We start from the raw sequence: 20,746 nt of genomic DNA on the forward strand, positions 1-20,746 counted from the left end.
CAATCTATCACACTGTTTTATTGGGTTGTTTTGATAAGAACGTCCAGACAAGCTAATGTTACCCCATGATCTTTAAGCGCTTTGAATAATGAGGCAGATGATTGATGCTGACAATTGAGTTTCTCTTTTATATGGTGAATACGTGCTCGCTCGGTCGTCACGGTGCAGCCATGAAATGTGGCAATCTCTTTGACTTGTCGATGTGAAAGTAAAAGTCGAATAGTCGAGATCTCCTTGCGGGTAAAGCGAATCTTGCCAAAACGCATATAGGGGTGATAATCAAGTGAATCTTCGTACATATTATTGGCTGCGATTTTATCAAGTGTAATCTCCTCTCTTAGTGGTAGCGCGGTCTCTTGCGGATGCTGCTTTTTCCATAATTTATTAGTGTAATCACTTAATATAGGTTTAAACTTTAGGAACGCCATTATATCTTTAGGGGGTAATGCTTTTGTTGAATTTACAGAAATTAATTCGAATACTGAGCCATGGCAAGTGCACATATCTACTTTTTCTTTGTATTTTTTATTTTTAAATTTAAATAGTGTTTCTGAAAATATTGATGAGTAGTTCTCCCAGTATTGTACTCCCGTAGCTAATCGCTCGCTAATACGTAAGTCTAAATCATCTTCCCAACATAATAAGTGCCACTCATAATCACTGGTTATTCCATCTATTTTCTTCTTTTTAATATCAACCATGGCATAGTTAATGGCTACATTATCCCAGTCAAAACAGTGAGAAAAAGCATTTCGCATTTTAGTGCAATTAATTTCAAATTGATTATTTGTAACGTCCATAAATACTCCAGTTTGAAGTTGTGTGCAATGTGCAAAAAGGGGTCTATAGATCTAACATGCTACTATTTAAAATAACAGATCTTTTTATAGTAATAGATTTTTAATTGTTTATGTTTCAGTATGCATAATTTATGGCTGCTTGTTGGGTGATTACCAAGCTAAAAATAATAATAAGCATGAGGAGTTAATAATTAATCTAGAGATTCATATATTATGATTAATAGCGATAATACTGATTGGCATGGTGCTAATATTATTTTGGCGATACATGAAAAGGATTATCCGCTCTCAGCTTTAGCGGGGTGATGTCACTCAGGGCAACTTTTGGGCTGCCCTTGAGTTTTAGCTATTATCACAGATTACGTAGCTTCTTTTGCAGGCGCTTTTGCTGCCAGCGCTCCAGCCAATTGCCCAGTAAAAACATATTAATGGCCCTTAGCCCTAATGGGATACCCAATCCAAGCACGACCCACCATGCCCACATATAATCCGGTGAGGTGAACCAGTTAATGGCAAACAGCAGTGCACACAGGATAACCGCGCGCAGTAATTGGCGTAAAAAAGCCATTTCATTGTCAACGGCATCACGGGCATCAAGTACCCGCTGGTCAACGGCATCAGCGGGTGCCGCTTGTTGCTGGCTGGCACCGGGGGTGTAGAGCTCGCTGACTTTCAGCTCCAAAACTGCGGCAATGGCACTCAAGGTTTCCAGGCTAGCTTGCTCGCCACTCTCTACTCGCTGGATAGTGCGCACATTAAGACTGCAAAGTTCGGCTAACTGCTCTTGTGACCAGGCGCGAGCCTGCCGTAATTCGCGAATACGATAAAGATTCATATTAAGCTCCCCATGGGGTTGGTTGGTATACCGGCAAACCTACGCGCACGCGTTCGACATCACCACGACAGTAACCCGACATCTTCCCGACGCCTGGCAGACAGTCACATCACGGCCTATTTTGCTGATTATCTCAGCCCAATATCTACCCCATCACCGGGTTATTTATCACAGTTACTTGCCATCCATATTGACAGAACCCGGCGCGGTTAATATCTTGATTGATAGTTAAGCTCCATTTTAATTATTAAAGTGGAGTTTTGTTTTCGGCAATTAGCCAGCACACACTCGCCTGAATTATTGATCAATGGGGAACACCACCGATGACTCAGATATACCGTCAATATAAGAAAAAATGGAGTGCAAGAGTAGTACTGTTTAGCGCGCTCACACTATTAGTGAGCTTCTCCTTGCCGCAGGCCAACGCCCGGCACTATCCGGATGTGCCGGTTCCCTTTAAAAACGGGACGGGTGCGCGGGTGAATAACCATTTATATATTGGTCTGGGCAGTGCCGGCCAATCCTGGTTTCACCTTGATACGGATAACCTCAGCAGCGGTTGGCAGAAAATAGCGGATTTCCCCGGACAACCGCGAGAGCAATCTGTCACGGTGGCGCTGGATGGGAAACTCTATGTCTTTGGTGGCGTGGGCAAAAGTAGCGCCAGTGATACTCAAGTGCGGGCGCTGAATGATGTCTACCGATTTGATCCATCAACGAATCAATGGCAGCAGTTGGCGACGCGCGCTCCGCGTGGCTTGGTCGGCACGGCGGCCACCACCTTGGATGGCACTCAGGTGCTGCTGCTCGGGGGGGTAAATAAAGCGGTTTTTGATGGTTATTTCGCTGATTTGGCGACAGCCGGAAGCAATGAAACGCAGAAGAGCGCAGTGATTAATGCCTATTTTGATCAGGCCCCCGCTGACTATTTCTATAACCGTGATGTGCTTATTTATGAGCCAACCAAGAATCAGTGGAAAAGTGGCGGTCAGGTGCCATTTTTAGGCACCGCCGGATCAGCAATAATTGCCATGAATAATCGGCTGATATTAATTAATGGTGAAATTAAGCCCGGTTTGCGGACTGCGGCAGTTTGGCAGGGGGAGAAGCAGGGCGCAGAGCTGAAATGGCAGCAACTGCCCGATTTGATCGGGGTAGAAAAGGGAGCGGCGCAAGAGGGGTTGGCAGGGGCATTTTCCGGTGTCAGCCATAACGCGGTGTTGGTGGCTGGCGGCGCCAATTTCCCCGGGGCCTGGCAACAGTTCAGTGCAGGTCAACTTTATGCGCACAAGGGGTTGAAAAAACAGTGGCAACAAGAGGTTTATGCGCAGGTAGATGGCCAGTGGCAACTGGCAGGTAAATTGCCTCAACCACTGGGTTACGGTGTTTCTATTCAGGATAATAATAGGGTGATTCTGGTGGGGGGAGAAACCACGGATGGCGTCGCGACATCCGCGGTGACACAGCTATCCTGGCAGGGCCAGCAACTCCACATGGAGTAAATCTTTACCGCCTTGCATCACAAAGAGTTTGTGTGTCTGGTGTAATGGATAATGTTAAAAGCACCTTGCTGATAGGCGGTCGCATCCTCATGTTGTTCGGCAAGCTAGGGATAGCTGAAAAGGGCAGAGAAAATTGGCGTCAGAGAGGCTCTGACGCCGGATAACTTAGCGGTTATCACTGTCGAACAGCTGGGTTTTGCGTCTCTTCAAGATGAGATAGCCGATGGTCAGTATCACAAACCACAGCGGCGTGACCATCAGTGCCTGACGAGTATCACTCTCCAAGGTTAGCAGCACCAGCACGAAGGCGAAGAACGCCATGCAGAGCCAAGACATGAAAATACCGGCTGGCATTTTGTAGATCGATTTTTTATGCAGCGCTGGACGTCTTTTGCGATAGACCAAATAAGAGCAAAGGATAATGGTCCAAACAAACATAAACAGAATCGCCGAAACCGTGGTGACCAGTGTGAAGACGGTCATGACATTCGGGATCAGGTAGATCAGCACCACACCGCCTAGCAGGCAGATGCAAGAGAATGTCAGGCCAGAGGCCGGAACAGAGCGGCGTGACAACTTACCAAATTGCTTTGGTGCATCACCCTCTTTTGCCAGCCCGAACAGCATACGGCTGGTGGAGAATACGCCGCTGTTGGCTGAAGAGGCGGCGGAGGTCAAGACCACAAAGTTGATTACACTTGCGGCTGCGGGCAACCCGACCAACACGAATAGCTCAACAAACGGGCTTTTATCCGCAACCACCGAGCTCCATGGGGTCACCGACATAATCATAATCAATGAGAAAACATAGAACATAATAATGCGGATAGGAATGGAGTTGATAGCGCGGGGCAATACCACTTCAGGATCTTTGGTTTCAGCGGCGGTGGTCCCGACTAACTCAATACCCACAAACGCAAAAACAGCGATCTGGAAACCGGCAAAGAAGCCGCTGATGCCTTTCGGGAACATCCCGCCATCACTCCATAAATGGGTAAATGACGCGGTCGTGCCGGAAGGGGAGTGATAGCTGATTAACACCATGGTCAACCCGGCAAAAATCAGAGCCACGATGGCCACGATCTTAATCATGGCGAACCAGAACTCCATTTCACCGAACATTTTTACCGTCGCTAAATTCAGTGATAGCAGTAGTAAAACCACTAACAGTGAGGCGACCCATTGGGAGAAACCGGGGAACCAGAATTGCGCATAAGCGGTAATGGCGACCACATCGGCGATCCCGGTGATGACCCAACAAAACCAGTAGGTCCAGCCAGTGAAAAATCCGGCCCAAGGGCCAAGTAGGTCAGCGGCAAAATCACTGAATGACTTATATTTTAGATTCGATAGCAACAGTTCACCCATTGCTCGCATCACGAAAAACAACATAAAACCGATAATCATATAGACGAAAATGATCGACGGCCCGGCAAGGCTGATGGTTTTACCCGATCCCATAAACAACCCAGTACCTATGGCACCGCCAATAGCAATTAGTTGAATATGGCGGTTGGAGAGATTCCTTTGAAGGTGCTCTTCAGGTTCCGGCAAAGGCTCTGCCACTATCTTGGATTGGTCTACCATCTTTCCCATTCCCTCTTCCTGTATTTGTGAAGTTGTTGAGCTCTATGTTGGCTCTTTGGTCTTAACCTGTCTGTCTGTCTGATTTTTCTATATTTACATCATGTTTTGCGAATAATTTAATATTTCAGTAACAATAATTACACAATACGCCTCGTTTTCCAGTGTTGATATTTCATACACTGAATTTTGTTAAGTTCATCACAGCGCGTGGAATTACAACATGAACTTACATAACTAACAATAATCGTCAGTATCAGATGAATAATTAATCTGCGATGGCGGAAATAACCGAGTATAAAGAGAAAAATCCGATGAAGTGTTTGACAGCTAAGGCTAACAGGAGAATAATTATCGCCGTTGGGTCGTTAGCTCAGTTGGTAGAGCAGTTGACTCTTAATCAATTGGTCGGCGGTTCGAACCCGCCACGACCCACCAACAAAATCAATGAGTTAGATCGCATTAAATATATTTCAATTCTATTAACGTGTCATGTTTGTGCCATTAATGCTTAATATCTTGCTTATTTTTTTAGCATGTTGAGTTAAATAACTTGGTGAAAGATGAGTGTATTTTTTAACCATTTCAATTGACTCCCACCACCCATTTCTTGTAATACAGAAATAGGATCGCCGGATTGAACTAACCAATCTTGGCATGTATGCTTTAAATCATAAAATCGAAAATCTTCTATTCCGATTATTTTTACTCCAGCCTTTCAGGCCTTATTTCCGTCAACCCCCATTTCTCTCATTTCAGGTGTTAATTTTTCGCTTGATTTCACTGCAAAAGGCATGTGAACAAAAAAACACCGCTATGTTCCTTATCAATGTGCAAACTGGCCGCCAGAAAAGCTCGATAACTATTAAATTTAATTTAACTTAACTTAATTGCTCAATTAAGCCACGCAGTCCTGAGTTTAAAAAGCCATTTATTATATTTACTAATCTCTTCATATAACAACGAACTCCGATTTTTTGCATAATAAACTCAATCAGTTCCATGCACGCCACATGTGTAGTAAAGGTTATCAACACGATAGAACCAATCAGAATAGTTAAGATAATTAAAAGTTTTTTCATTCGTAGCCCATCTGTTGACTCAAGAATATTCATATACAACAGATATGCATACTGGTAATAAAGTTCAATTTTCGCCCGTTATCTGCAATTAACCAACCATAACTACAGCCGAGATCTGCAACTTTACGGCCAGACAGTGGTGGTAGGATTTGGCGGATTGCTGGCCACTCAGTTGCACCATCCAGCCCATCGACTGAGCGGCTAAGTTTGGCATAAGCTGAAAAAAAGCTTGGTCATCATAAATATTTTGAGTCATCTATTTATCTCGTTAAATGAGTCTATTATTGCCTAATAAAAAGCACTGCTAGTCTAGCATTACCATGCGACGATTAAATAGACTGGCGAGTGCGCTGAATATTATTACCCCTGCAACATTTGGTAGTTGGGATTAGTTGACTGAGTCACGAGGGTTAATATCTGATAGCTTAAACTAATTAATACGAATGTGAGATGGGATTAATATTATTGCAATAGTGTTATTTGTCGATAAATAGGCTAAACTTTGTACAGCGCGATTGGCGAATGATTGCTAATCGTTCTGGCTTCTCCAAAGACTGATAAAGCATGCATGTATTGCTAGTGCAGTTGGTCATTATCACGATTAAAGTGCTTTATCCCTGACTAGATGCTTCTCTTGAAGGAGATAGCGATGACTCCCGTACAAATACTGATTATTCTGGTGCTAACACTTTTTGCCTTGTACCGTCAGTCGGCCAGTCACGAGGTGCCGCTAGGTCCCGCTCGTTTTAAATGGGCTTGGGTATACGGGATGGTCGGTTTGGTCGTGGGTGGCACATATATGCCAGCGACAATGACCTCCTGGTTGGTGTTAGGTAGCGGTGTTGTCTTTAGTATTGTCATTGGTGTTTTACAAGGCCGCCTTATAGAAATTTGGCGTGAAGCAGATGGACGTATTTTTTGTAAAGGGACACCACTGACCATTACTTTATTCCTGCTGCTTGTCGGGTCTAAATGGATTATTGGCACACTGCAATACCTTTATAATCAGCCAACGGAACAAGGTGGTTTTGGTGAAATCCTGATTATAATCGCAGTGATGGCCGCATTTCAGGTTGAAATTGTCAGGCGCCGTATTCGGGTTTTATATCCGGATAATCCGGTTGACTCACTACCTGAAGGGCAGTAATAAAATGTTATTTCAGCTAACAGTCGAGGACGGGCTGTTAGCTGACACACAAAAAAGTCGGCATTCGGCGCGACTCTGGTTCAATCGACAATAAAAAGTTTAGCCCCTGAGATTGCTGACGAACGGTGTGCTTCCGCATGATCCGCAACCTGATAACTCATCCCTGCCTTTAATATAAAAATTCGGCCATCATCCAATTCAGTGCTTAATTCACCGCCAATGCAGAGCAAAATATGGCCTTTGGAACACCAGTGGTCTGCCAGATATCCCGCACTGTACTCAACCATACGCACTCTTATGCTGCCAAAATTCTGTGTTCGCCAATAGGCAACACCGTGCTCTCCTTTATGCTCGGTTTTATCTATTGTTGACCAATCGGTGATACCAAATGGAATATCCACTATATTCATTTAAGCCTCATATTTCTAATATAGATAAACGGCTTTCACATTAACGCACTCTCAAAAGGAATACACAGTCTATTACCTTATTATCAGTCCAATTTTTATAAAGTGGGCCATACTATGGGGTAGAAGGTAAAATGGAGCTATCAAGCCTATGAAAAATCCCACGATTTTCCAGTTTTTCCATTGGTACTACCCAGACGGTGGCAAATTATGGCAGGAAGTTTCTGAACGAGCGGAGCATATCAGTCAGCTTGGGATTAATTTTGTTTGGCTTCCTCCTGCCTATAAAGGTGCCTCCGGAGGCTACTCTGTCGGGTATGACACCTATGACTTATTTGATTTGGGCGAATTTGATCAGAAGGGAACGCGGGCGACAAAATATGGCGATAAAGAGGGGCTGCTGAATGCGATTAATCGATTAAAAGAAGTGGATATAAAAGTACTTTTTGATGTGGTATTCAATCACAAAATGGGTGCCGACGAAAAAGAGCAAGTTAGTGTTCGCAAAGTGAATCCTGAAAACCGGACTGAAATTGATGATGAGGTTATTGACGCCCAGGCTTATACCCGTTTTACATTCCCTGGACGCCATCAAACTTACTCATCATTTATCTGGGATAAGCAGTGCTTTTCTGGGGTTGATTATATTGAAGAGCCGTCAGATGAAGGTATTTTTAAAATCGTAAATAATTATAGTGATGAGGGTTGGAATAGCGAGGTTGATGATGAATTAGGTAATTTTGATTATCTGATGGGGGCGGATATTGATTTCCGTAATCCTGCGGTGATGGGTGAGTTAAAATATTGGGGTGAATGGCTGCTTGATTCACTGCCAATTGATGGTTTTCGTTTGGATGCAGTGAAACACATTCCTGCCTGGTTTTTTAAAGAGTGGATAGAGCATGTACGAAGTAAAGCGGGACGAGATCTGCTAATTATTGCTGAATATTGGTCACCGGATATTGAAAAATTACAGCAGTATTTGGCGCGGGTAGAGGGTAATGCGATGCTGTTTGATGTCGCTTTACATCACAATTTTCACGACGCGTCTAAACAAGGTGAGGATTTTGATTTAACGAAAGTATTCAATGGCTCATTAATCGAAGTTGATCCAATGCATACTATAACTTTAGTCGCTAATCATGATACTCAACCCCTACAATCACTGGAGGCCCCGGTTGAACCTTGGTTTAAGCCGTTAGCTTATGCGCTGATTTTAATTCGTGAACAGGGCATCCCCTGTATTTTCTATCCTGATCTTTTCGGTGCCAATTATGAAGATAGTGGTGATGATGGCGGAACTTATCAGATAGAAATGCCGGTTGTTACTGAGTTAGAAAAGTTAATTCAAGCCAGGAAACGTTTCGCTCATGGAGCGCAGACAGATTATTTTGATGATAAGAACTGTATCGCTTTTGTTCGTGCAGGCACGGAGGAAGATCCCGGCTGTGTCGTCATCCTTTCTAATAGCGCTGAAAATGAAAAAACAATTGCACTTGGTGCAGATTTCCCGAATAAAGAGTTCGCCGACTATTTAGGTAATCACCCCGCTACTATTACTACCGATGACGCGGGGGAGGCGGTATTTCCAGTGAATGGTGGAAGTGTCAGTCTTTGGGTGCTGAAAGATTTGTTGTCATAAATAACATGAATTTCATTAATACTAGGGCTAAGAGCTAAGTCCCTGGTACTTATTGGACTTAGCTCTTGCTCATTATTTTCCTAGCTTACTGCGGGGCCATTAATCTGAAAGAAGCGAATAACCTGACGTAATTCCGCACCTTGCTCAGTTAATGATTGCGCCGCGGCTGCGGCCTCCTCAACCAATGCCGCATTCTGTTGCGTCACTTGGTCCATTTGTTCTACCGCAATGCCGATTTCTTGAATACCAATATGTTGCTCTTGTGACGCAATAGATATTTCGCCAACAATATGTGCAACTTTACTTACCGAATCAACAATCTCACCCATTGCCTGACTGGCATGGTCAGCACGCTCTGAACCGGCATTAATTTTTTCAACCGTACCAACAATGAGCAGCTTAATTTCTTTCGCTGCATTTGCACTTTTTTGGGCCAATGTTCGCACTTCACTTGCAACAACGGCGAACCCTTTGCCTTCTGTACCTGCTCTGGCAGCTTCAACGGCAGCATTTAGGGCTAATATATTGGTTTGGAAAGCTATCCCCTCAATCACAGCAATAATATCGACAATTTTCTTCGAGCTATTTGATATTTCCTGCATACGAAGTAGCATTTCATCAACAATAACTCCCCCTTCGGTTGCTGTAGCGGCGGTATTGACAGCCAATTCACTTGCTTGCCGTGCATTATCAGCATTTTGCCGCACGGTTTGGGTTAACTCCTGCATATTGGCAGAGGTTTGGATAAGTGAAGATGCTTGCTCTTCAGTGCGTTGTGATAAATCAGTATTGCCTTGTGCAATTTGATTTGATGCAACAGAAATTGACTCACTACCATGCATGATCTCATTAATAGTGCTCTTCAACTGCTGATTCATTGTGTTCAAGGAAGCCAGTAGGCTATTTTTATCACCAGGGCGAAGCTTTATTTCAGTTGATAAGTTGCCAGCCGCGATATGCCCCATAATAGCTACCGCGTAAGCCGGCTCTCCGCCCAATAAACGGGATAAATTGCGAGCAATCATGCTAGCAAGCAACGCTGAAATAAGAACTGCGAATAATAATAGAGCGAGCAGTAAGCTTTTAGCCGTATTAAAACTTTGCTGACCCTCGGTTGCTGCTTTTTCTCCCCCCTGAACTTCTAGCACCACCAATTCAGCTAAATCTTTCATTAACTGCGTGCGGTATTTTCTGGAGGTATCGCCGCTTATCTTACTGGCTTCAGCTAATTGATTATTATTAACCGCATCAATAACGAAACTGTTTGCCTGAGAGAAATTATCAAAGTCTGACATTATTCTCTTAAATAATTCGGAGTCATTATAGCCTTCAGGTAACTTTAAAAATCGATTTTGTGCTGCACGGAAGTTATCAACGGCCTGTAAAATCTCCAACCGGTGGCCTTCACGCTCTTTTTCTGTCGATGAGGCGATGTATTGCACTTGCTGTAGCCGTAATTCTGCCAAAACACCGCGCATTTCCAGGGCATAACGGACACCTGGTAACCAACTGTCTCGATAGGCCTCTAGTCTGGCGTTATTGCTACTTAACTGAGATAGCGCTACTGCGCCAAGTAACAACATCATGACAATAACAACAGAGAATCCGGAGAGTAATTTTGTTAAAATAGAGAGTTCGGCGAACTTTTTCATGATCTTTACGTTTATTAAAATAGGTGTAATGTATAACGGCCAATGCGATGAATTCTTGATGTAGTAAAACTACTTAATTTAGTTTTTTTAGCATTTTATTTTTGTACGCAATGTAGAGTGAATTGTGACCTTATTGGTCTTCTTTGTTACTCTCTAGTTTGTGATTAGGTGATTGAACTGGTTTTGTGGTTTTTGCTAAATATTATATTCTGATTTTATGCTCGATTAGTGTCATCGTTCTGTAGGGAAATTAACGAATTACTAACCTGATGCTAATCTTTATGATGTATTTATACTTGAAGTTTTTTATCGTTTTTGAAATTTTACTACTTTCTTCTTGGCACAACTTAATGGTTTTTAAGGAGTGTGCTAAGCTCGAATGACTAAAAATTTAGGTGGTCATTATGGTCTTTGTCATTCTTTGGTTTGCTATTGCAGCGCTGAGTGAGTATCTAGTGTGGGGATATCCCCTATTGGCGGTGTCGTTAGCGCTGCTTTTTGTGCTACTTGGCGGGTATTGGATCTACAGAATTAGGAAAATTCAGGTAAGCGATGAGTCTTCAGATGAGCTCAGGTCGCGGTCTATCAATAACCTGAATCTTATTTTCTCTGTGACAATGTTAGCTATTCATGCACTTATCTTATTGTTATTGCGTTGATTATATGAGGTTTGGGTGTGATTTTTCGTTAGCTGTGCCATTGACTCCAGACGGAGATAAGTCCCCATGCAGCAATAGTCCCGCATATAACAGCGACAACTAAAGCTTGTGATAAGCGTAAATGCTCGATGAGATAATAAAGGGATATCAGGTAGATAAAGTAAGGGATGATGGCCCACAAACCAAATATAATTGTTGTGCGCAATGCTTCAATACTACGCTCTTTACCGACAATATAGTGTGCAATGAGGGCGAAAGTAGGGAACAAGGGAATTAAGCCCGCAATATAGTAATTACGCGTTTTCGATAATATCCCAATCAATATCACAACACTGGCACCGATCAGTGCCTTAAGTAATAATCCCATGACACTCTCGAAAGATAAAAAAGAAGCTGCCGATTGAATATATTTCAATGAAAATAATGAAACTTATAAATCAGGCAGCAGGGTAAAATTGGCTTATTACATGTTATTTCTAGCTGCTATTGACGATAACCGTTCTTGATTTGGGCTACTGTATTGGTGAAAACTTCAGCTTGAGCAGTGTCTTCGATACCGGCAATAGAGCGTTCGATATTTAAGATTACTTTCCCAGCATCGGCTTGGCCGATTGCTTTTAGCAGTAGAGTCAATGTTGCTTTTAAGCACGCAACTTCATTTGCTAAAGTTTCTGGGTCAGCAGAAGTGGTAAAGTCTGGATTACTCATTTTTTTTCCTGAAGTGATAGCTTGCCAGTGAACAAGGTGATGTTGGGGAGCCCAGTATCGCAGTGAACATTCGCGGCATTATTAAACAGTTGTTGCATTATACCATAAACTGATAGTTTGCTTTGATAACAAGTGCGCAATCTTTTATTGGTAGCCCAAAATTCGACCGTACTTGTGCCGATGACAGGCGCTGCTTATCAATATTTCTTATCTTAATGTACGTTTTATCTTAATTAAGTTAGTTATGTTCATAAAAACCATATCATTTTCGAATGGTAATTTGTGTCAAGAATCACACGCCGTGAAAATGAATAAGAGATAAACAATAAATAAACAAAACTAAGAATAATTCCTATATCAGAGAATGAGTGTCACGTCACTTGATCTTTAGATGTATCAATACGTTGTGTTTCTTGGGTATAAACTAATTCTCTTAATGCAGGTAATTATTTTTTTGTATGAATAGCTGAGTTGCAGCAAGAAAAATCTTAAAAAAACTTCTCTTTTTTATCAGGCTGTTAAATGATATGTCTGCAAATTTATGTACATAGTTAAAATGTTGATGAAAATAATATATGTCAAACAATATAGATATGATTTTGCAATTTTTCTGTATTCATTATTTGGTCGAAAACAAGTAATATCATTGTCGTAAACAAAGCATGATTAGGTTACTCCCTTATTTTTGGAGAATTTTCTTTGATTAGCGTTCTTCTTGTTGATGACCACGAACTGGTGCGCGCAGGGATACGACGCATTCTTGAAGATATCAAGGGTATCAAGGTAGCGGGTGAGATGCAGTGTGGTGAAGATGCGGTAAAATGGTGCCGTAGCCATGTTGTCGATATCGTTTTGATGGATATGAATATGCCCGGTATCGGCGGGTTGGAAGCTACGCGCAAGATTTTGCGTTACTCTCCGGATACTAAAGTTATCATGCTAACCATTCATACGGAAAATCCCTTGCCGGCGAAAGTCATGCAGGCGGGTGCTGGTGGGTATTTAAGTAAAGGTGCGGCACCTCAGGATGTTGTCACGGCTATCCGTGCTGTTCATTCGGGGCAACGTTACATTGCTTCGGATATTGCACAGCAGATGGCGCTGAGTCAGTTGGAGCCGCCTGCTGAAACACCTTTTAGCTGTTTGTCAGAGCGTGAATTACAAATTATGCTAATGATAACGAAAGGCCAAAAGGTGAATGAGATATCGGAGCAACTTCACTTGAGCCCAAAAACAGTGAACAGCTATCGTTACCGGATGTTTAGCAAACTTAATATTAGTGGTGATGTTGAATTGACACATTTGGCTATCCGCCATGGTCTGTTTAACGCGGAGATGTTATCTAATAGTGACTGATTGTTTTGATTCTAAAGAGTTTTTAAAAACTGTCACCAGCCAGCCTGGTGTATACCGTATGTATGATAAGGCGGGGACAGTTATTTATGTCGGCAAAGCAAAAGATCTTAAAAAACGCCTGACGAGTTATTTTCGTGCCCAAGTCGCGAGTCGTAAAACAGAAACTTTAGTCAAAAATATTGCTCAGATTGACGTGACCGTGACGCATACAGAAACGGAAGCTTTGCTGCTTGAGCATAATTACATCAAGCTTTATCAGCCTCGTTACAATGTGTTGCTGCGAGATGATAAGTCATACCCACTTATTTTTTTAAGCGCGGATACCCATCCGCGTCTGGCTATCCATCGCGGAGCAAAGCACGAGAAAGGGGAGTACTTCGGGCCGTTTCCAAACTCCTATGCTGTTCGCGAAACTTTGGCTTTATTGCAAAAGCTTTTTCCGGTCAGGCAGTGTGAAAATAGTGTTTATCGCAATCGTTCACGCCCCTGCCTGCAATACCAAATTGGTCGTTGTTCAGGCCCCTGTGTTACGGGGCTGGTGAGTGATGAAGAGTATCAGCGCCAGGTTGATTATGTGCGCTTGTTCCTGTCGGGCAAAGATCAGCAAGTTTTAACCCAACTGATTTCTCGTATGGAGGAAGCCAGTAAATCGCTGCATTTTGAAGATGCGGCGCGTATTCGTGATCAAATACAGGCTGTACGGCGAGTTACCGAGCAGCAGTTTGTTTCCGGTGACAGTGAGGATCTCGATGTTATCGGTGTTGCATTTGATGCCGGACTGGCTTGTGTCCATGTGCTGTTTATACGACAGGGGAAAGTGCTTGGGAGCCGAAGTTACTTCCCGAAAGTTCCTGCGGGAACTGAGCTAAGCGAAGTGGTCCAGACATTTGTCGGGCAGTTTTACTTGCAAGGAAGTCAGGGGCGTACACTCCCAGGCGAGATACTGCTGGATTTCACACTTGAAGAGAAGGAGCTGCTGGCTTCATCTCTTTCTGAGTTGGCCGGAAGGAAAATTCAGATCCAAAGTCGCCCGCGGGGCGATCGGGCGCGTTATCTGAAACTTGCGCGCACAAATGCCTCAACTGCATTGACTACTCGTTTATCGCAGCAATCAACTATTCATCAGCGAATGAAAGAGTTAGCCAAGATACTTAATCTTGATGAGATCAATCGTATGGAGTGTTTTGACATCAGTCATACGATGGGCGAGCAAACGGTAGCATCTTGTGTTGTATTTGATGCAAATGGGCCTGTACGTTCAGAATATAGGCGCTACAATATTAGTGGTATCACGCCCGGTGATGATTATGCCGCGATGTCTCAAGTGCTTAAGCGTCGGTATGGCAAGGCGTTAGATGAGAAAAAAATCCCTGACGTTATTTTTATTGACGGTGGGAAAGGTCAGCTGTCTCAGGCTTTTGACGTCTTTGCTTCACTCAACGTGCCGTGGGATAAGCAAAAACCGTTATTAGTGGGGGTTGCAAAGGGGAGTGATAGAAAGGCGGGGCTGGAAACACTGTTTTTGGCGGCGGAAGGGGAAGGTTTCTCTCTACCACCAGACTCACCAGCGTTGCATTTGATTCAACATATCCGTGATGACTCTCACAACCACGCAATAACCGGGCACAGACAGCGTCGTTCTAAAGTAAAAAATACCAGCGCGTTAGAAATGATAGAGGGGATCGGCCCTAAGAGACGGCAAATTTTGCTGAAATATATGGGCGGGCTACAACCTTTACTTAACGCAAGCGTCGAGGAAATTGCAAAAGTGCCGAGTATTTCACAAGCATTGGCAGAAAAAATCTACAATGCATTGAAACACTGAGGCTAATGTTGCACCATACTCATAATGTCCACACCAGCCAGATAGTTATCGTAGCATTATGCAATTGAATATACCGACTTGGCTTACCCTGTTTCGTGTTGTGCTCATCCCATTCTTCGTTCTGGCGTTCTATTTGCCATTCGTATGGGCTCCGATGGTTTGTGCCATCATATTTGTGTTTGCAGCAGCCACTGATTGGTTTGATGGCTTTTTAGCCCGTAGATGGAAGCAAACAACCCGCTTTGGGGCTTTTCTTGACCCGGTAGCGGATAAGGTGATGGTAGCCATTGCGTTAGTGCTGGTTGCTGAGCATTACCATGTCTGGTGGATTACACTACCCGCTGCGACTATGATAGCCCGAGAAATTATCATCTCCTCCCTCCGTGAGTGGATGGCGGAACTCGGTAAACGCAGTAGTGTCGCGGTATCATGGATTGGTAAAGTTAAAACAACAGCTCAAATGGGATCACTCGTTGGCTTACTTTGGCGCCCAGACCATAACATTGAGCTTGCCAGCTTTGTTCTTCTTTACATTGCTGCGGTACTGACATTCTGGTCAATGTTTCAATATTTAAACGCTGCCTGGAAAGATTTGCTCGAACCTTGATCGAAGCGCCGTAAAAAGCAGCAAACGAACGCATTAGTCAGATAATTTTATTGACTCATTGCGTCAGGTAAGTAGAATGCATCGCATCAGACGGCAGTAACAAAATGTCGAAAGATAGCAAAAGAATCAGTAAGTTCTGATGTTGCGGGAATAGCTCAGTTGGTAGAGCACGACCTTGCCAAGGTCGGGGTCGCGAGTTCGAGTCTCGTTTCCCGCTCCAAATTAATAGGTTGGCTGTAAGCGGACCTAAGCTGTAAAGGCACAGAGAATAAGGCGCGTTGGCAGAGTGGCCATGCTACGGATTGCAAATCCGTCTACCTCGGTTCGACTCCGGGACGCGCCTCCAGTTTTCCAGAGCCCGGGTGGTGAAATCGGTAGACACAAGGGATTTAAAATCCCTCGGCTTATGGCTGTGCGGGTTCAAGTCCCGCCCCGGGCACCATGGAAAATATTCTAAGTAAAACAAAGTAGTATGAGTATGTCGTTAACCGCCGAGAGGCGGTTTTTTTGTGCCTGAAATCACCTTTCACCATTGTGTCGCCATATCACTTCGCCATATCTTGCCCGCCAACGATTGGAACAATATTAATTTTTCTATCATATTTTGCAGTCTGTGATGCATTTTTGTGTCCTGAAATTGCCTGCTTATCATATAGCGAACCAGTTTGATCTGAGATGCCTTTTGCTTTCAGATCGTGGAACGTAAAATTAAATTCCAGTTCGGGATACTTCACAGTTGCTGCCTTTTTTGCTTTCATCCAGTGGCATTAAAACTATCACGGGTGAAACGTGACCCTGATTGTTGGTGTAACAAGTAGATGCTCATAACGCCGCTGTTTAGGGGAAGAGTGCTTGCCAGTCGTATAACCTCATGCAACCGAGGTGTCCAAGCTTTAATTTGGGCAACGCCAGTTTTACTTTGCTGTATAAGTATGCCGCTCTCCAGTATCTGTCCTATCTTCATATCTAGAATATCCGCTTGCCTGGTGCAGCATAAATATGCCAACTCCATCGCCACCTTAACGACCGCAGGAGCAACATCATAAAGTGCGATGTATTCGTCATCTGTTATATAGCGAGTTCTGGCTTTTTCTTTAAATTGCTTCACCCCCTGGCAAGGATTTAATTTTACCTTTCCGTGCTCATATCCCCAGCGAAACACTCTCGACATAAAGGACTTCTCCCTGTTTGCCTGAACTCTGCTTTTTGCTCCGCGTTTATCCATATATTTTCGAATATGCTCTGGCTTTATGTTGTCTGGAGACATTTTTCCAAACACAGCTATTATCTTTGATGAGTATTTTCGATAATCCTTTTGAGTATCGAAAGCCAGTTCGCAGAAATCACCTGACAATAGAAACTCATTAATCAAACCAGCAAATGTCGAATCCTCTTTTTGACTGATCATTAATTTCTCAAAGGCAATCCATACATCAGCCTGACTGCATTCAAAACTACATAGTCGGATTGTTCTCCCGTCTATTGCCCTGAACTCATATGCAGACTTGCCTTTACGAACCCGTGGAGGCATCCAGTTATCTGTAGGATTCTTGCGTGGACGTGACATTAAATAGCCCCATAATTAGGTTGGTCTTCAGGCATGCTATGAGTGCTATTGCGTGAAGAAAGAGGGTACTCAACATGCGCCCATGTGGTGCTAGGTCTACCATCTTTACGCTCGATGAAAAAAATGCCATTTTCACGTAAGCATTCACACTGCTTCTTGGGTTGAACAAAACCAGTGATCTCTTTCAATTCAGTGTGAGTCAGTAGTTTGGTCATTGGTCTTTCCTCAATAGGAAAGGGCGCGACAATGCTACGCCCTTATTATGGTTGCTTGGTCTTGGGTGGCAAGGGGCTATATTTGTTAAGTGGCTATAATTACGTCATGACAATGTGAGGGTAGGGGCTAACAGCGACGCAGAAACAAGTGAAAGCACTGAATGCCCAGATTGAAATGATGCGGCGCGACCGAATACTCACGGCGGATCAGAAAAGAGAAAAGATAGACCGGCTGATGGCAACCAGAAACAAACTGGTACAGCAGGCGATGGAGCGGGTGAATCCGTATTTTAATAAGTAATAGCTTGTACTGACTCATACTTAATCTGACACTTTTCTGTTCTGGATGTAATTAGAGATCCGACAGTCGGCCCTGTGCCAGGAACGGACATCTTTGGCTTGTTAGGTCAGACATCTAAAAGCTCGCGGTTCGTCTGGATGGGATAATTATACTCAATCAAGGGGGTTTGCTCATAGCAGACCCTGAGTCCCAAGATCCTGTCCATTTTGTGCAAGGAGCAGAGATATAGTCCTGACTTACATAGTTCTGGAAGGTCCAGACAAAGACTGCTTATACAGTCTTTTATTTTACGGAATTTAGCTCCTTTTAGGAGGGGGTTATATACAAAGAAAAACCCAGCAGGAAAATATTTATTGACTTTGATTTCTTGTTATTTTATAGAGAAATAAAAGCCGATAAATTTCTACAAGGAAAGTGATTCATGTTGCCGCAGGATAGTCTTAAGCAGGAAGTTGTTGAATCTGTTAAAAAGTCACTAACCTTTGATATATTGTATCAAAGAATAAGGCCAGATATATCCAAGTTTATCGCTGTCACCTCAAAGTTGCCCTTAAGAAGCCTAGATGACTGGGAGCGTTTAATTAGAGAAGAGATTTTCTATTCACTTCAAAAATACAGTCAGAAACAAAGTGGCAATGAGATTCCCCAGGTCGGTTCACTCAAATGGATGGACTTATGTAACGCCGATGGTTTCAGGCGGGAGAGAGCATTAAGGACATTATCAGGTGGGGCACCGAATAGTTTTTTATTAGCTTTAGTTGTAAGAAAACTAAATGACTGGGTTCCCCAAGTAAGAGCTGCAGCTTGTGATGCACTGCCATTAATCGCTGAAAAATCTGACCCTGAATTTATTGTTGATGTCTTGTTTATAACACTGCCTTACTGGGATTCTTGGGGAAGAATGGGGAGTGTAGAGAAAGAAGCGTTGATGAAAGTTATTTTAATGGAGAAAGTAACTGAGTCATTGAAAAAGCGCCTTCTAAAATCATCTTCAGGGCCTGTTTCTACAATATTTGTACAAGCTGGGCGAACAACCGCTTTAGACAACTTCATCGCTGAGATTGCAGAAACATCCATTCAACCCTCCCTACGAGCAAAAGCGTATCGTTGTCAGTTTGAAAGTAAATTTGTTTGGGCTGAGGGAATGACATGGCAGTGGGTTGACAAAGTAAACGGTATACGGCGACGCATTCCTGTTCTTAAAGAACGAATAATTTCTTCTACAACTCCCTTTATTGAGAATTTGAGGATGGCAACAACCGACCGCTCCCCTATGGTTCGACGTATAGCTGGTGCAATGCTTATAAAAGAACTGGATAATATTGGTGATGAAGCATTTAAACTGGCAAATATACTTGCTTCTGATACATCCAAATCAGTAGCAGAGCGGGGGAAATATGCATTGACCGACTTAGAAAAATACGATTGACCATTTAATTGCAAATTATCTGTAACAGAGTCGATTGTATCGCTTGAGCGGGTTCTGGAAAAGTACACATTTAAAACCGGTAGCGTTCTGAGCAGTGGGTTTTGTAAGACATTTTGTCCGCTTCACGCCCTGAGACATTCGACAAGCTTTTTATGGCTTCAGTAAGGGCGAGTGTCGCGCTTCGAGAGCCAGCAAATATTTCGCTTCGTCGTAGCGGGTTCTGGTCTTCCAGCAGCGGTAAATGATCCTTATCCATTTAAACGCCAGAGCCCGGATTGCAGATTGGTGAGATTTTCCTTTTTCTCGCAGTCCCTGATAATAAAGTCTGGCCCAGTATGATGAGTTAACCGTCTTGGCAGCCCATTCAACAAAGGTCTGCCTGACGAACTTGGCACACTGCCATCGCCAGTGAACCCAGGATTTCTGGCCACTTCGTTCTGTCACCGGTGCAATACCTGCGTAGTTTTGAATTTCTTCAGCGCTGTTAAACCGGTCACGGTTATCACCAAGTGCAGCAAGCATCCGTGGGCCCATACACGGCCCCATGCCCGGAAGTGATTTGAACAGCCCCGCATCTGGCAATGTGTCAAACAGCGTTTCGATTCGTTCGTCATAGGTTTTGATGATTTCACTCACGACTTTAATTTGTGTCGCCAGTGCTGTTGCCATCAAAGCATTAGCCTCTATAACACTCGGGTCTGTAGTCAATGGGATCGCGTTATCAATACTCGCAACACGTTGCTCGGTAAGGGCCATTGCGCGGCCACCTTTGGCATTCAGAAAGTTGCGGATCGTGTCGCGCCTGGCTCGTTTCAGTTGTTGCAGACTGGGCCACCGGATAATCAGCTCACACAACAGTAAGCTACCCCTATGTGAGAACCACTCCAGTGGCTGAGGATAATACTGTTTAAGCGTGTTGATTATCCGGTTCACAAAGCGTCGTTTATCTTCAACCAACTGACGACGTTGCTCAACCAGTTGCTGAAGTAAGCGAATATCCGCATTGTCGGGTTCAATAGCTTTTATCTTCTGGGGGTAACGCAGCATTAACTCTAATGCCAGCTCGGCATCCTGCGGATCATCTTTAGCGCCGCTGGGCGAGAAGGCTTGTCGGTAACGAGCCAGGGACAAAGCGTGGACGGGGAAAACGGTGATAAAGGGATATTTTTGAAGAGCATATACTACAGGGCCCTTCTTCAGTTCGAGAGCAATTGCGATTCTACCTTTTACTTTCTGGTGTAACTCAGTAAGCCAGGCATCAAGCGCTTCTGCTGTATGTTCAATCACATCGAATACGCGTTCACCGTTTTTAAACTGAACACAGACATCGTGTTTTTTATCAGCCCAGTCCAGACCAACGTGCGCAGCAAATTGATTAGTCACAGTCATCACCAACTCCTTTTTATCGGGGATTGGTATGCATTCCAC

General features: G+C 43.6%; 18 protein-coding genes, 4 tRNA genes and 2 pseudogenes. 13 read left to right on the plus strand and 11 right to left on the minus strand.

Annotated elements, in window-relative coordinates:
* Window positions 1-17 precede the first annotated feature (17 nt).
* On the minus strand, window positions 18-800 hold the full coding sequence (locus HRK25_RS14330; RefSeq protein ID WP_005275567.1) for a helix-turn-helix transcriptional regulator: 783 nt from the start codon (window positions 798-800) through the stop codon (window positions 18-20).
* A gap of 352 nt (window positions 801-1,152) precedes the next feature.
* A complete protein-coding gene (locus tag HRK25_RS14335; protein WP_005275565.1) occupies window positions 1,153-1,635 on the minus strand; it encodes a helix-turn-helix domain-containing protein in 483 nt (160 codons plus the stop codon).
* A 323-nt stretch (window positions 1,636-1,958) separates the two neighbouring features.
* Here HRK25_RS14335 and HRK25_RS14340 point away from each other — a divergent pair, with 323 nt between their 5' ends.
* Window positions 1,959-3,137 carry an N-acetylneuraminate epimerase gene (locus tag HRK25_RS14340; RefSeq protein ID WP_005275564.1) on the plus strand — a complete coding sequence of 393 codons (1,179 nt, stop codon included), beginning with the start codon at window positions 1,959-1,961 and terminating at the stop codon, window positions 3,135-3,137.
* 165 nt (window positions 3,138-3,302) lie between these two features.
* On the opposite strand, the gene cycA is transcribed toward HRK25_RS14340, so the two are convergent.
* Entirely contained in the window at window positions 3,303-4,724 is a 1,422-nt protein-coding gene (gene cycA / locus HRK25_RS14345; protein ID WP_173361785.1) for a D-serine/D-alanine/glycine transporter, read from the minus strand.
* A 359-nt stretch (window positions 4,725-5,083) separates the two neighbouring features.
* On the opposite strand from cycA, the gene HRK25_RS14350 reads away from it, so the two are divergent.
* A tRNA-Lys gene (locus tag HRK25_RS14350) sits at window positions 5,084-5,159 on the plus strand.
* A gap of 736 nt (window positions 5,160-5,895) precedes the next feature.
* Here HRK25_RS14350 and HRK25_RS14355 read toward each other — a convergent pair.
* Window positions 5,896-6,059, minus strand: a pseudogene (locus HRK25_RS14355) (SAM-dependent methyltransferase); the annotation flags it as partial.
* 393 nt (window positions 6,060-6,452) lie between these two features.
* Here HRK25_RS14355 and HRK25_RS14360 point away from each other — a divergent pair.
* The gene (locus tag HRK25_RS14360) at window positions 6,453-6,950 is read left to right on the plus strand and encodes a hypothetical protein (protein ID WP_032898143.1); all 498 of its coding nucleotides are present in this window, start codon (window positions 6,453-6,455) and stop codon (window positions 6,948-6,950) included.
* 80 nt (window positions 6,951-7,030) lie between these two features.
* On the opposite strand, the gene HRK25_RS14365 is transcribed toward HRK25_RS14360, so the two are convergent.
* Window positions 7,031-7,360, minus strand: coding sequence for a DHCW motif cupin fold protein (locus HRK25_RS14365; RefSeq protein WP_032898142.1), 330 nt, complete (start codon window positions 7,358-7,360; stop codon window positions 7,031-7,033).
* A 148-nt stretch (window positions 7,361-7,508) separates the two neighbouring features.
* Here HRK25_RS14365 and amyA point away from each other — a divergent pair, with 148 nt between their 5' ends.
* Window positions 7,509-8,999: an alpha-amylase gene (amyA, locus tag HRK25_RS14370; protein WP_005275550.1), complete on the plus strand. Its 1,491-nt coding sequence runs from the start codon at window positions 7,509-7,511 to the stop codon at window positions 8,997-8,999.
* Window positions 9,000-9,079: 80 nt separating this feature from the next.
* Here the strand turns inward: amyA and HRK25_RS14375 are convergent, their stop codons facing one another.
* Window positions 9,080-10,651 (minus strand): methyl-accepting chemotaxis protein, encoded by a 1,572-nt coding sequence (locus HRK25_RS14375; RefSeq protein ID WP_005275548.1) that lies wholly within the window; start codon window positions 10,649-10,651, stop codon window positions 9,080-9,082.
* Window positions 10,652-11,055: 404 nt separating this feature from the next.
* Between HRK25_RS14375 and HRK25_RS14380 the strand changes: the two genes are divergently transcribed.
* On the plus strand, window positions 11,056-11,310 hold the full coding sequence (locus HRK25_RS14380) for a hypothetical protein (protein WP_032898141.1): 255 nt from the start codon (window positions 11,056-11,058) through the stop codon (window positions 11,308-11,310).
* 28 nt (window positions 11,311-11,338) lie between these two features.
* Here HRK25_RS14380 and HRK25_RS14385 read toward each other — a convergent pair whose 3' ends face one another.
* On the minus strand, window positions 11,339-11,677 hold the full coding sequence (locus HRK25_RS14385) for a GlpM family protein (protein WP_005275545.1): 339 nt from the start codon (window positions 11,675-11,677) through the stop codon (window positions 11,339-11,341).
* Window positions 11,678-11,793: 116 nt separating this feature from the next.
* Window positions 11,794-12,018, minus strand: coding sequence for a DUF2594 family protein (locus tag HRK25_RS14390; RefSeq protein ID WP_005275539.1), 225 nt, complete (start codon window positions 12,016-12,018; stop codon window positions 11,794-11,796).
* 699 nt (window positions 12,019-12,717) lie between these two features.
* Between HRK25_RS14390 and uvrY the strand changes: the two genes are divergently transcribed.
* From uvrY to HRK25_RS14420, 6 genes are all read left to right on the plus strand, one after another.
* Window positions 12,718-13,374 (plus strand): UvrY/SirA/GacA family response regulator transcription factor, encoded by a 657-nt coding sequence (uvrY, locus tag HRK25_RS14395; protein WP_032898140.1) that lies wholly within the window; start codon window positions 12,718-12,720, stop codon window positions 13,372-13,374.
* On the plus strand, window positions 13,367-15,199 hold the full coding sequence (uvrC, locus tag HRK25_RS14400) for an excinuclease ABC subunit UvrC (protein ID WP_032898139.1): 1,833 nt from the start codon (window positions 13,367-13,369) through the stop codon (window positions 15,197-15,199). The genes uvrY and uvrC overlap by 8 nt, the downstream gene beginning before the upstream one ends.
* A 58-nt stretch (window positions 15,200-15,257) precedes the next feature.
* On the plus strand, window positions 15,258-15,806 hold the full coding sequence (gene pgsA / locus HRK25_RS14405) for a CDP-diacylglycerol--glycerol-3-phosphate 3-phosphatidyltransferase (protein WP_032815476.1): 549 nt from the start codon (window positions 15,258-15,260) through the stop codon (window positions 15,804-15,806).
* A 144-nt stretch (window positions 15,807-15,950) separates the two neighbouring features.
* Window positions 15,951-16,026, plus strand: a tRNA-Gly gene (locus HRK25_RS14410).
* A gap of 52 nt (window positions 16,027-16,078) precedes the next feature.
* Window positions 16,079-16,152, plus strand: a tRNA-Cys gene (locus tag HRK25_RS14415).
* Window positions 16,153-16,162: 10 nt separating this feature from the next.
* Window positions 16,163-16,248, plus strand: a tRNA-Leu gene (locus tag HRK25_RS14420).
* A gap of 103 nt (window positions 16,249-16,351) precedes the next feature.
* On the opposite strand, the pseudogene HRK25_RS14425 reads toward HRK25_RS14420, so the two are convergent.
* Both HRK25_RS14425 and HRK25_RS14430 read right to left on the minus strand, forming a co-directional pair.
* Window positions 16,352-17,373: pseudogene (locus HRK25_RS14425) on the minus strand (tyrosine-type recombinase/integrase).
* Window positions 17,373-17,588 carry a DUF4224 domain-containing protein gene (locus HRK25_RS14430; protein WP_032899198.1) on the minus strand — a complete coding sequence of 72 codons (216 nt, stop codon included), beginning with the start codon at window positions 17,586-17,588 and terminating at the stop codon, window positions 17,373-17,375. The pseudogene HRK25_RS14425 and the gene HRK25_RS14430 overlap by 1 nt, the downstream one beginning before the upstream one ends.
* A gap of 148 nt (window positions 17,589-17,736) precedes the next feature.
* Here HRK25_RS14430 and HRK25_RS14435 point away from each other — a divergent pair, with 148 nt between their 5' ends.
* Together HRK25_RS14435 and HRK25_RS14440 are read left to right on the plus strand one after the other, a co-directional pair.
* A complete protein-coding gene (locus HRK25_RS14435; protein WP_005279930.1) occupies window positions 17,737-17,889 on the plus strand; it encodes a hypothetical protein in 153 nt (50 codons plus the stop codon).
* Between the two features lie 421 nt (window positions 17,890-18,310).
* Entirely contained in the window at window positions 18,311-19,318 is a 1,008-nt protein-coding gene (locus tag HRK25_RS14440) for a hypothetical protein (RefSeq protein ID WP_005279928.1), read from the plus strand.
* Window positions 19,319-19,468: 150 nt separating this feature from the next.
* Here the strand turns inward: HRK25_RS14440 and HRK25_RS14445 are convergent, their stop codons facing one another.
* On the minus strand, window positions 19,469-20,707 hold the full coding sequence (locus tag HRK25_RS14445; RefSeq protein WP_032899238.1) for an IS110-like element ISEsa2 family transposase: 1,239 nt from the start codon (window positions 20,705-20,707) through the stop codon (window positions 19,469-19,471).
* Window positions 20,708-20,746 lie beyond the last annotated feature (39 nt).

The organism is Yersinia bercovieri ATCC 43970 (genome assembly GCF_013282745.1).
Taxonomy (GTDB): domain Bacteria; phylum Pseudomonadota; class Gammaproteobacteria; order Enterobacterales; family Enterobacteriaceae; genus Yersinia; species Yersinia bercovieri.

Excerpts from the sequence above, each read along its gene's own strand:
- HRK25_RS14330 (WP_005275567.1), bottom strand. The coding sequence starts at position 800 with ATGGACGTTACAAATAATCAATTTGAAATTAATTGCACTAAAATGCGA.
- HRK25_RS14335 (WP_005275565.1), bottom strand. The coding sequence starts at position 1,635 with ATGAATCTTTATCGTATTCGCGAATTACGGCAGGCTCGCGCCTGGTCA.
- HRK25_RS14340 (WP_005275564.1), top strand. The coding sequence starts at position 1,959 with ATGACTCAGATATACCGTCAATATAAGAAAAAATGGAGTGCAAGAGTA.
- cycA (WP_173361785.1), bottom strand. The coding sequence starts at position 4,724 with ATGGTAGACCAATCCAAGATAGTGGCAGAGCCTTTGCCGGAACCTGAA.
- HRK25_RS14360 (WP_032898143.1), top strand. The coding sequence starts at position 6,453 with ATGACTCCCGTACAAATACTGATTATTCTGGTGCTAACACTTTTTGCC.
- HRK25_RS14365 (WP_032898142.1), bottom strand. The coding sequence starts at position 7,360 with ATGAATATAGTGGATATTCCATTTGGTATCACCGATTGGTCAACAATA.
- amyA (WP_005275550.1), top strand. The coding sequence starts at position 7,509 with ATGAAAAATCCCACGATTTTCCAGTTTTTCCATTGGTACTACCCAGAC.
- HRK25_RS14375 (WP_005275548.1), bottom strand. The coding sequence starts at position 10,651 with ATGAAAAAGTTCGCCGAACTCTCTATTTTAACAAAATTACTCTCCGGA.
- HRK25_RS14380 (WP_032898141.1), top strand. The coding sequence starts at position 11,056 with ATGGTCTTTGTCATTCTTTGGTTTGCTATTGCAGCGCTGAGTGAGTAT.
- HRK25_RS14385 (WP_005275545.1), bottom strand. The coding sequence starts at position 11,677 with ATGGGATTATTACTTAAGGCACTGATCGGTGCCAGTGTTGTGATATTG.
- HRK25_RS14390 (WP_005275539.1), bottom strand. The coding sequence starts at position 12,018 with ATGAGTAATCCAGACTTTACCACTTCTGCTGACCCAGAAACTTTAGCA.
- pgsA (WP_032815476.1), top strand. The coding sequence starts at position 15,258 with ATGCAATTGAATATACCGACTTGGCTTACCCTGTTTCGTGTTGTGCTC.
- HRK25_RS14430 (WP_032899198.1), bottom strand. The coding sequence starts at position 17,588 with ATGACCAAACTACTGACTCACACTGAATTGAAAGAGATCACTGGTTTT.
- HRK25_RS14440 (WP_005279928.1), top strand. The coding sequence starts at position 18,311 with ATGTTGCCGCAGGATAGTCTTAAGCAGGAAGTTGTTGAATCTGTTAAA.
- HRK25_RS14445 (WP_032899238.1), bottom strand. The coding sequence starts at position 20,707 with ATGACTGTGACTAATCAATTTGCTGCGCACGTTGGTCTGGACTGGGCT.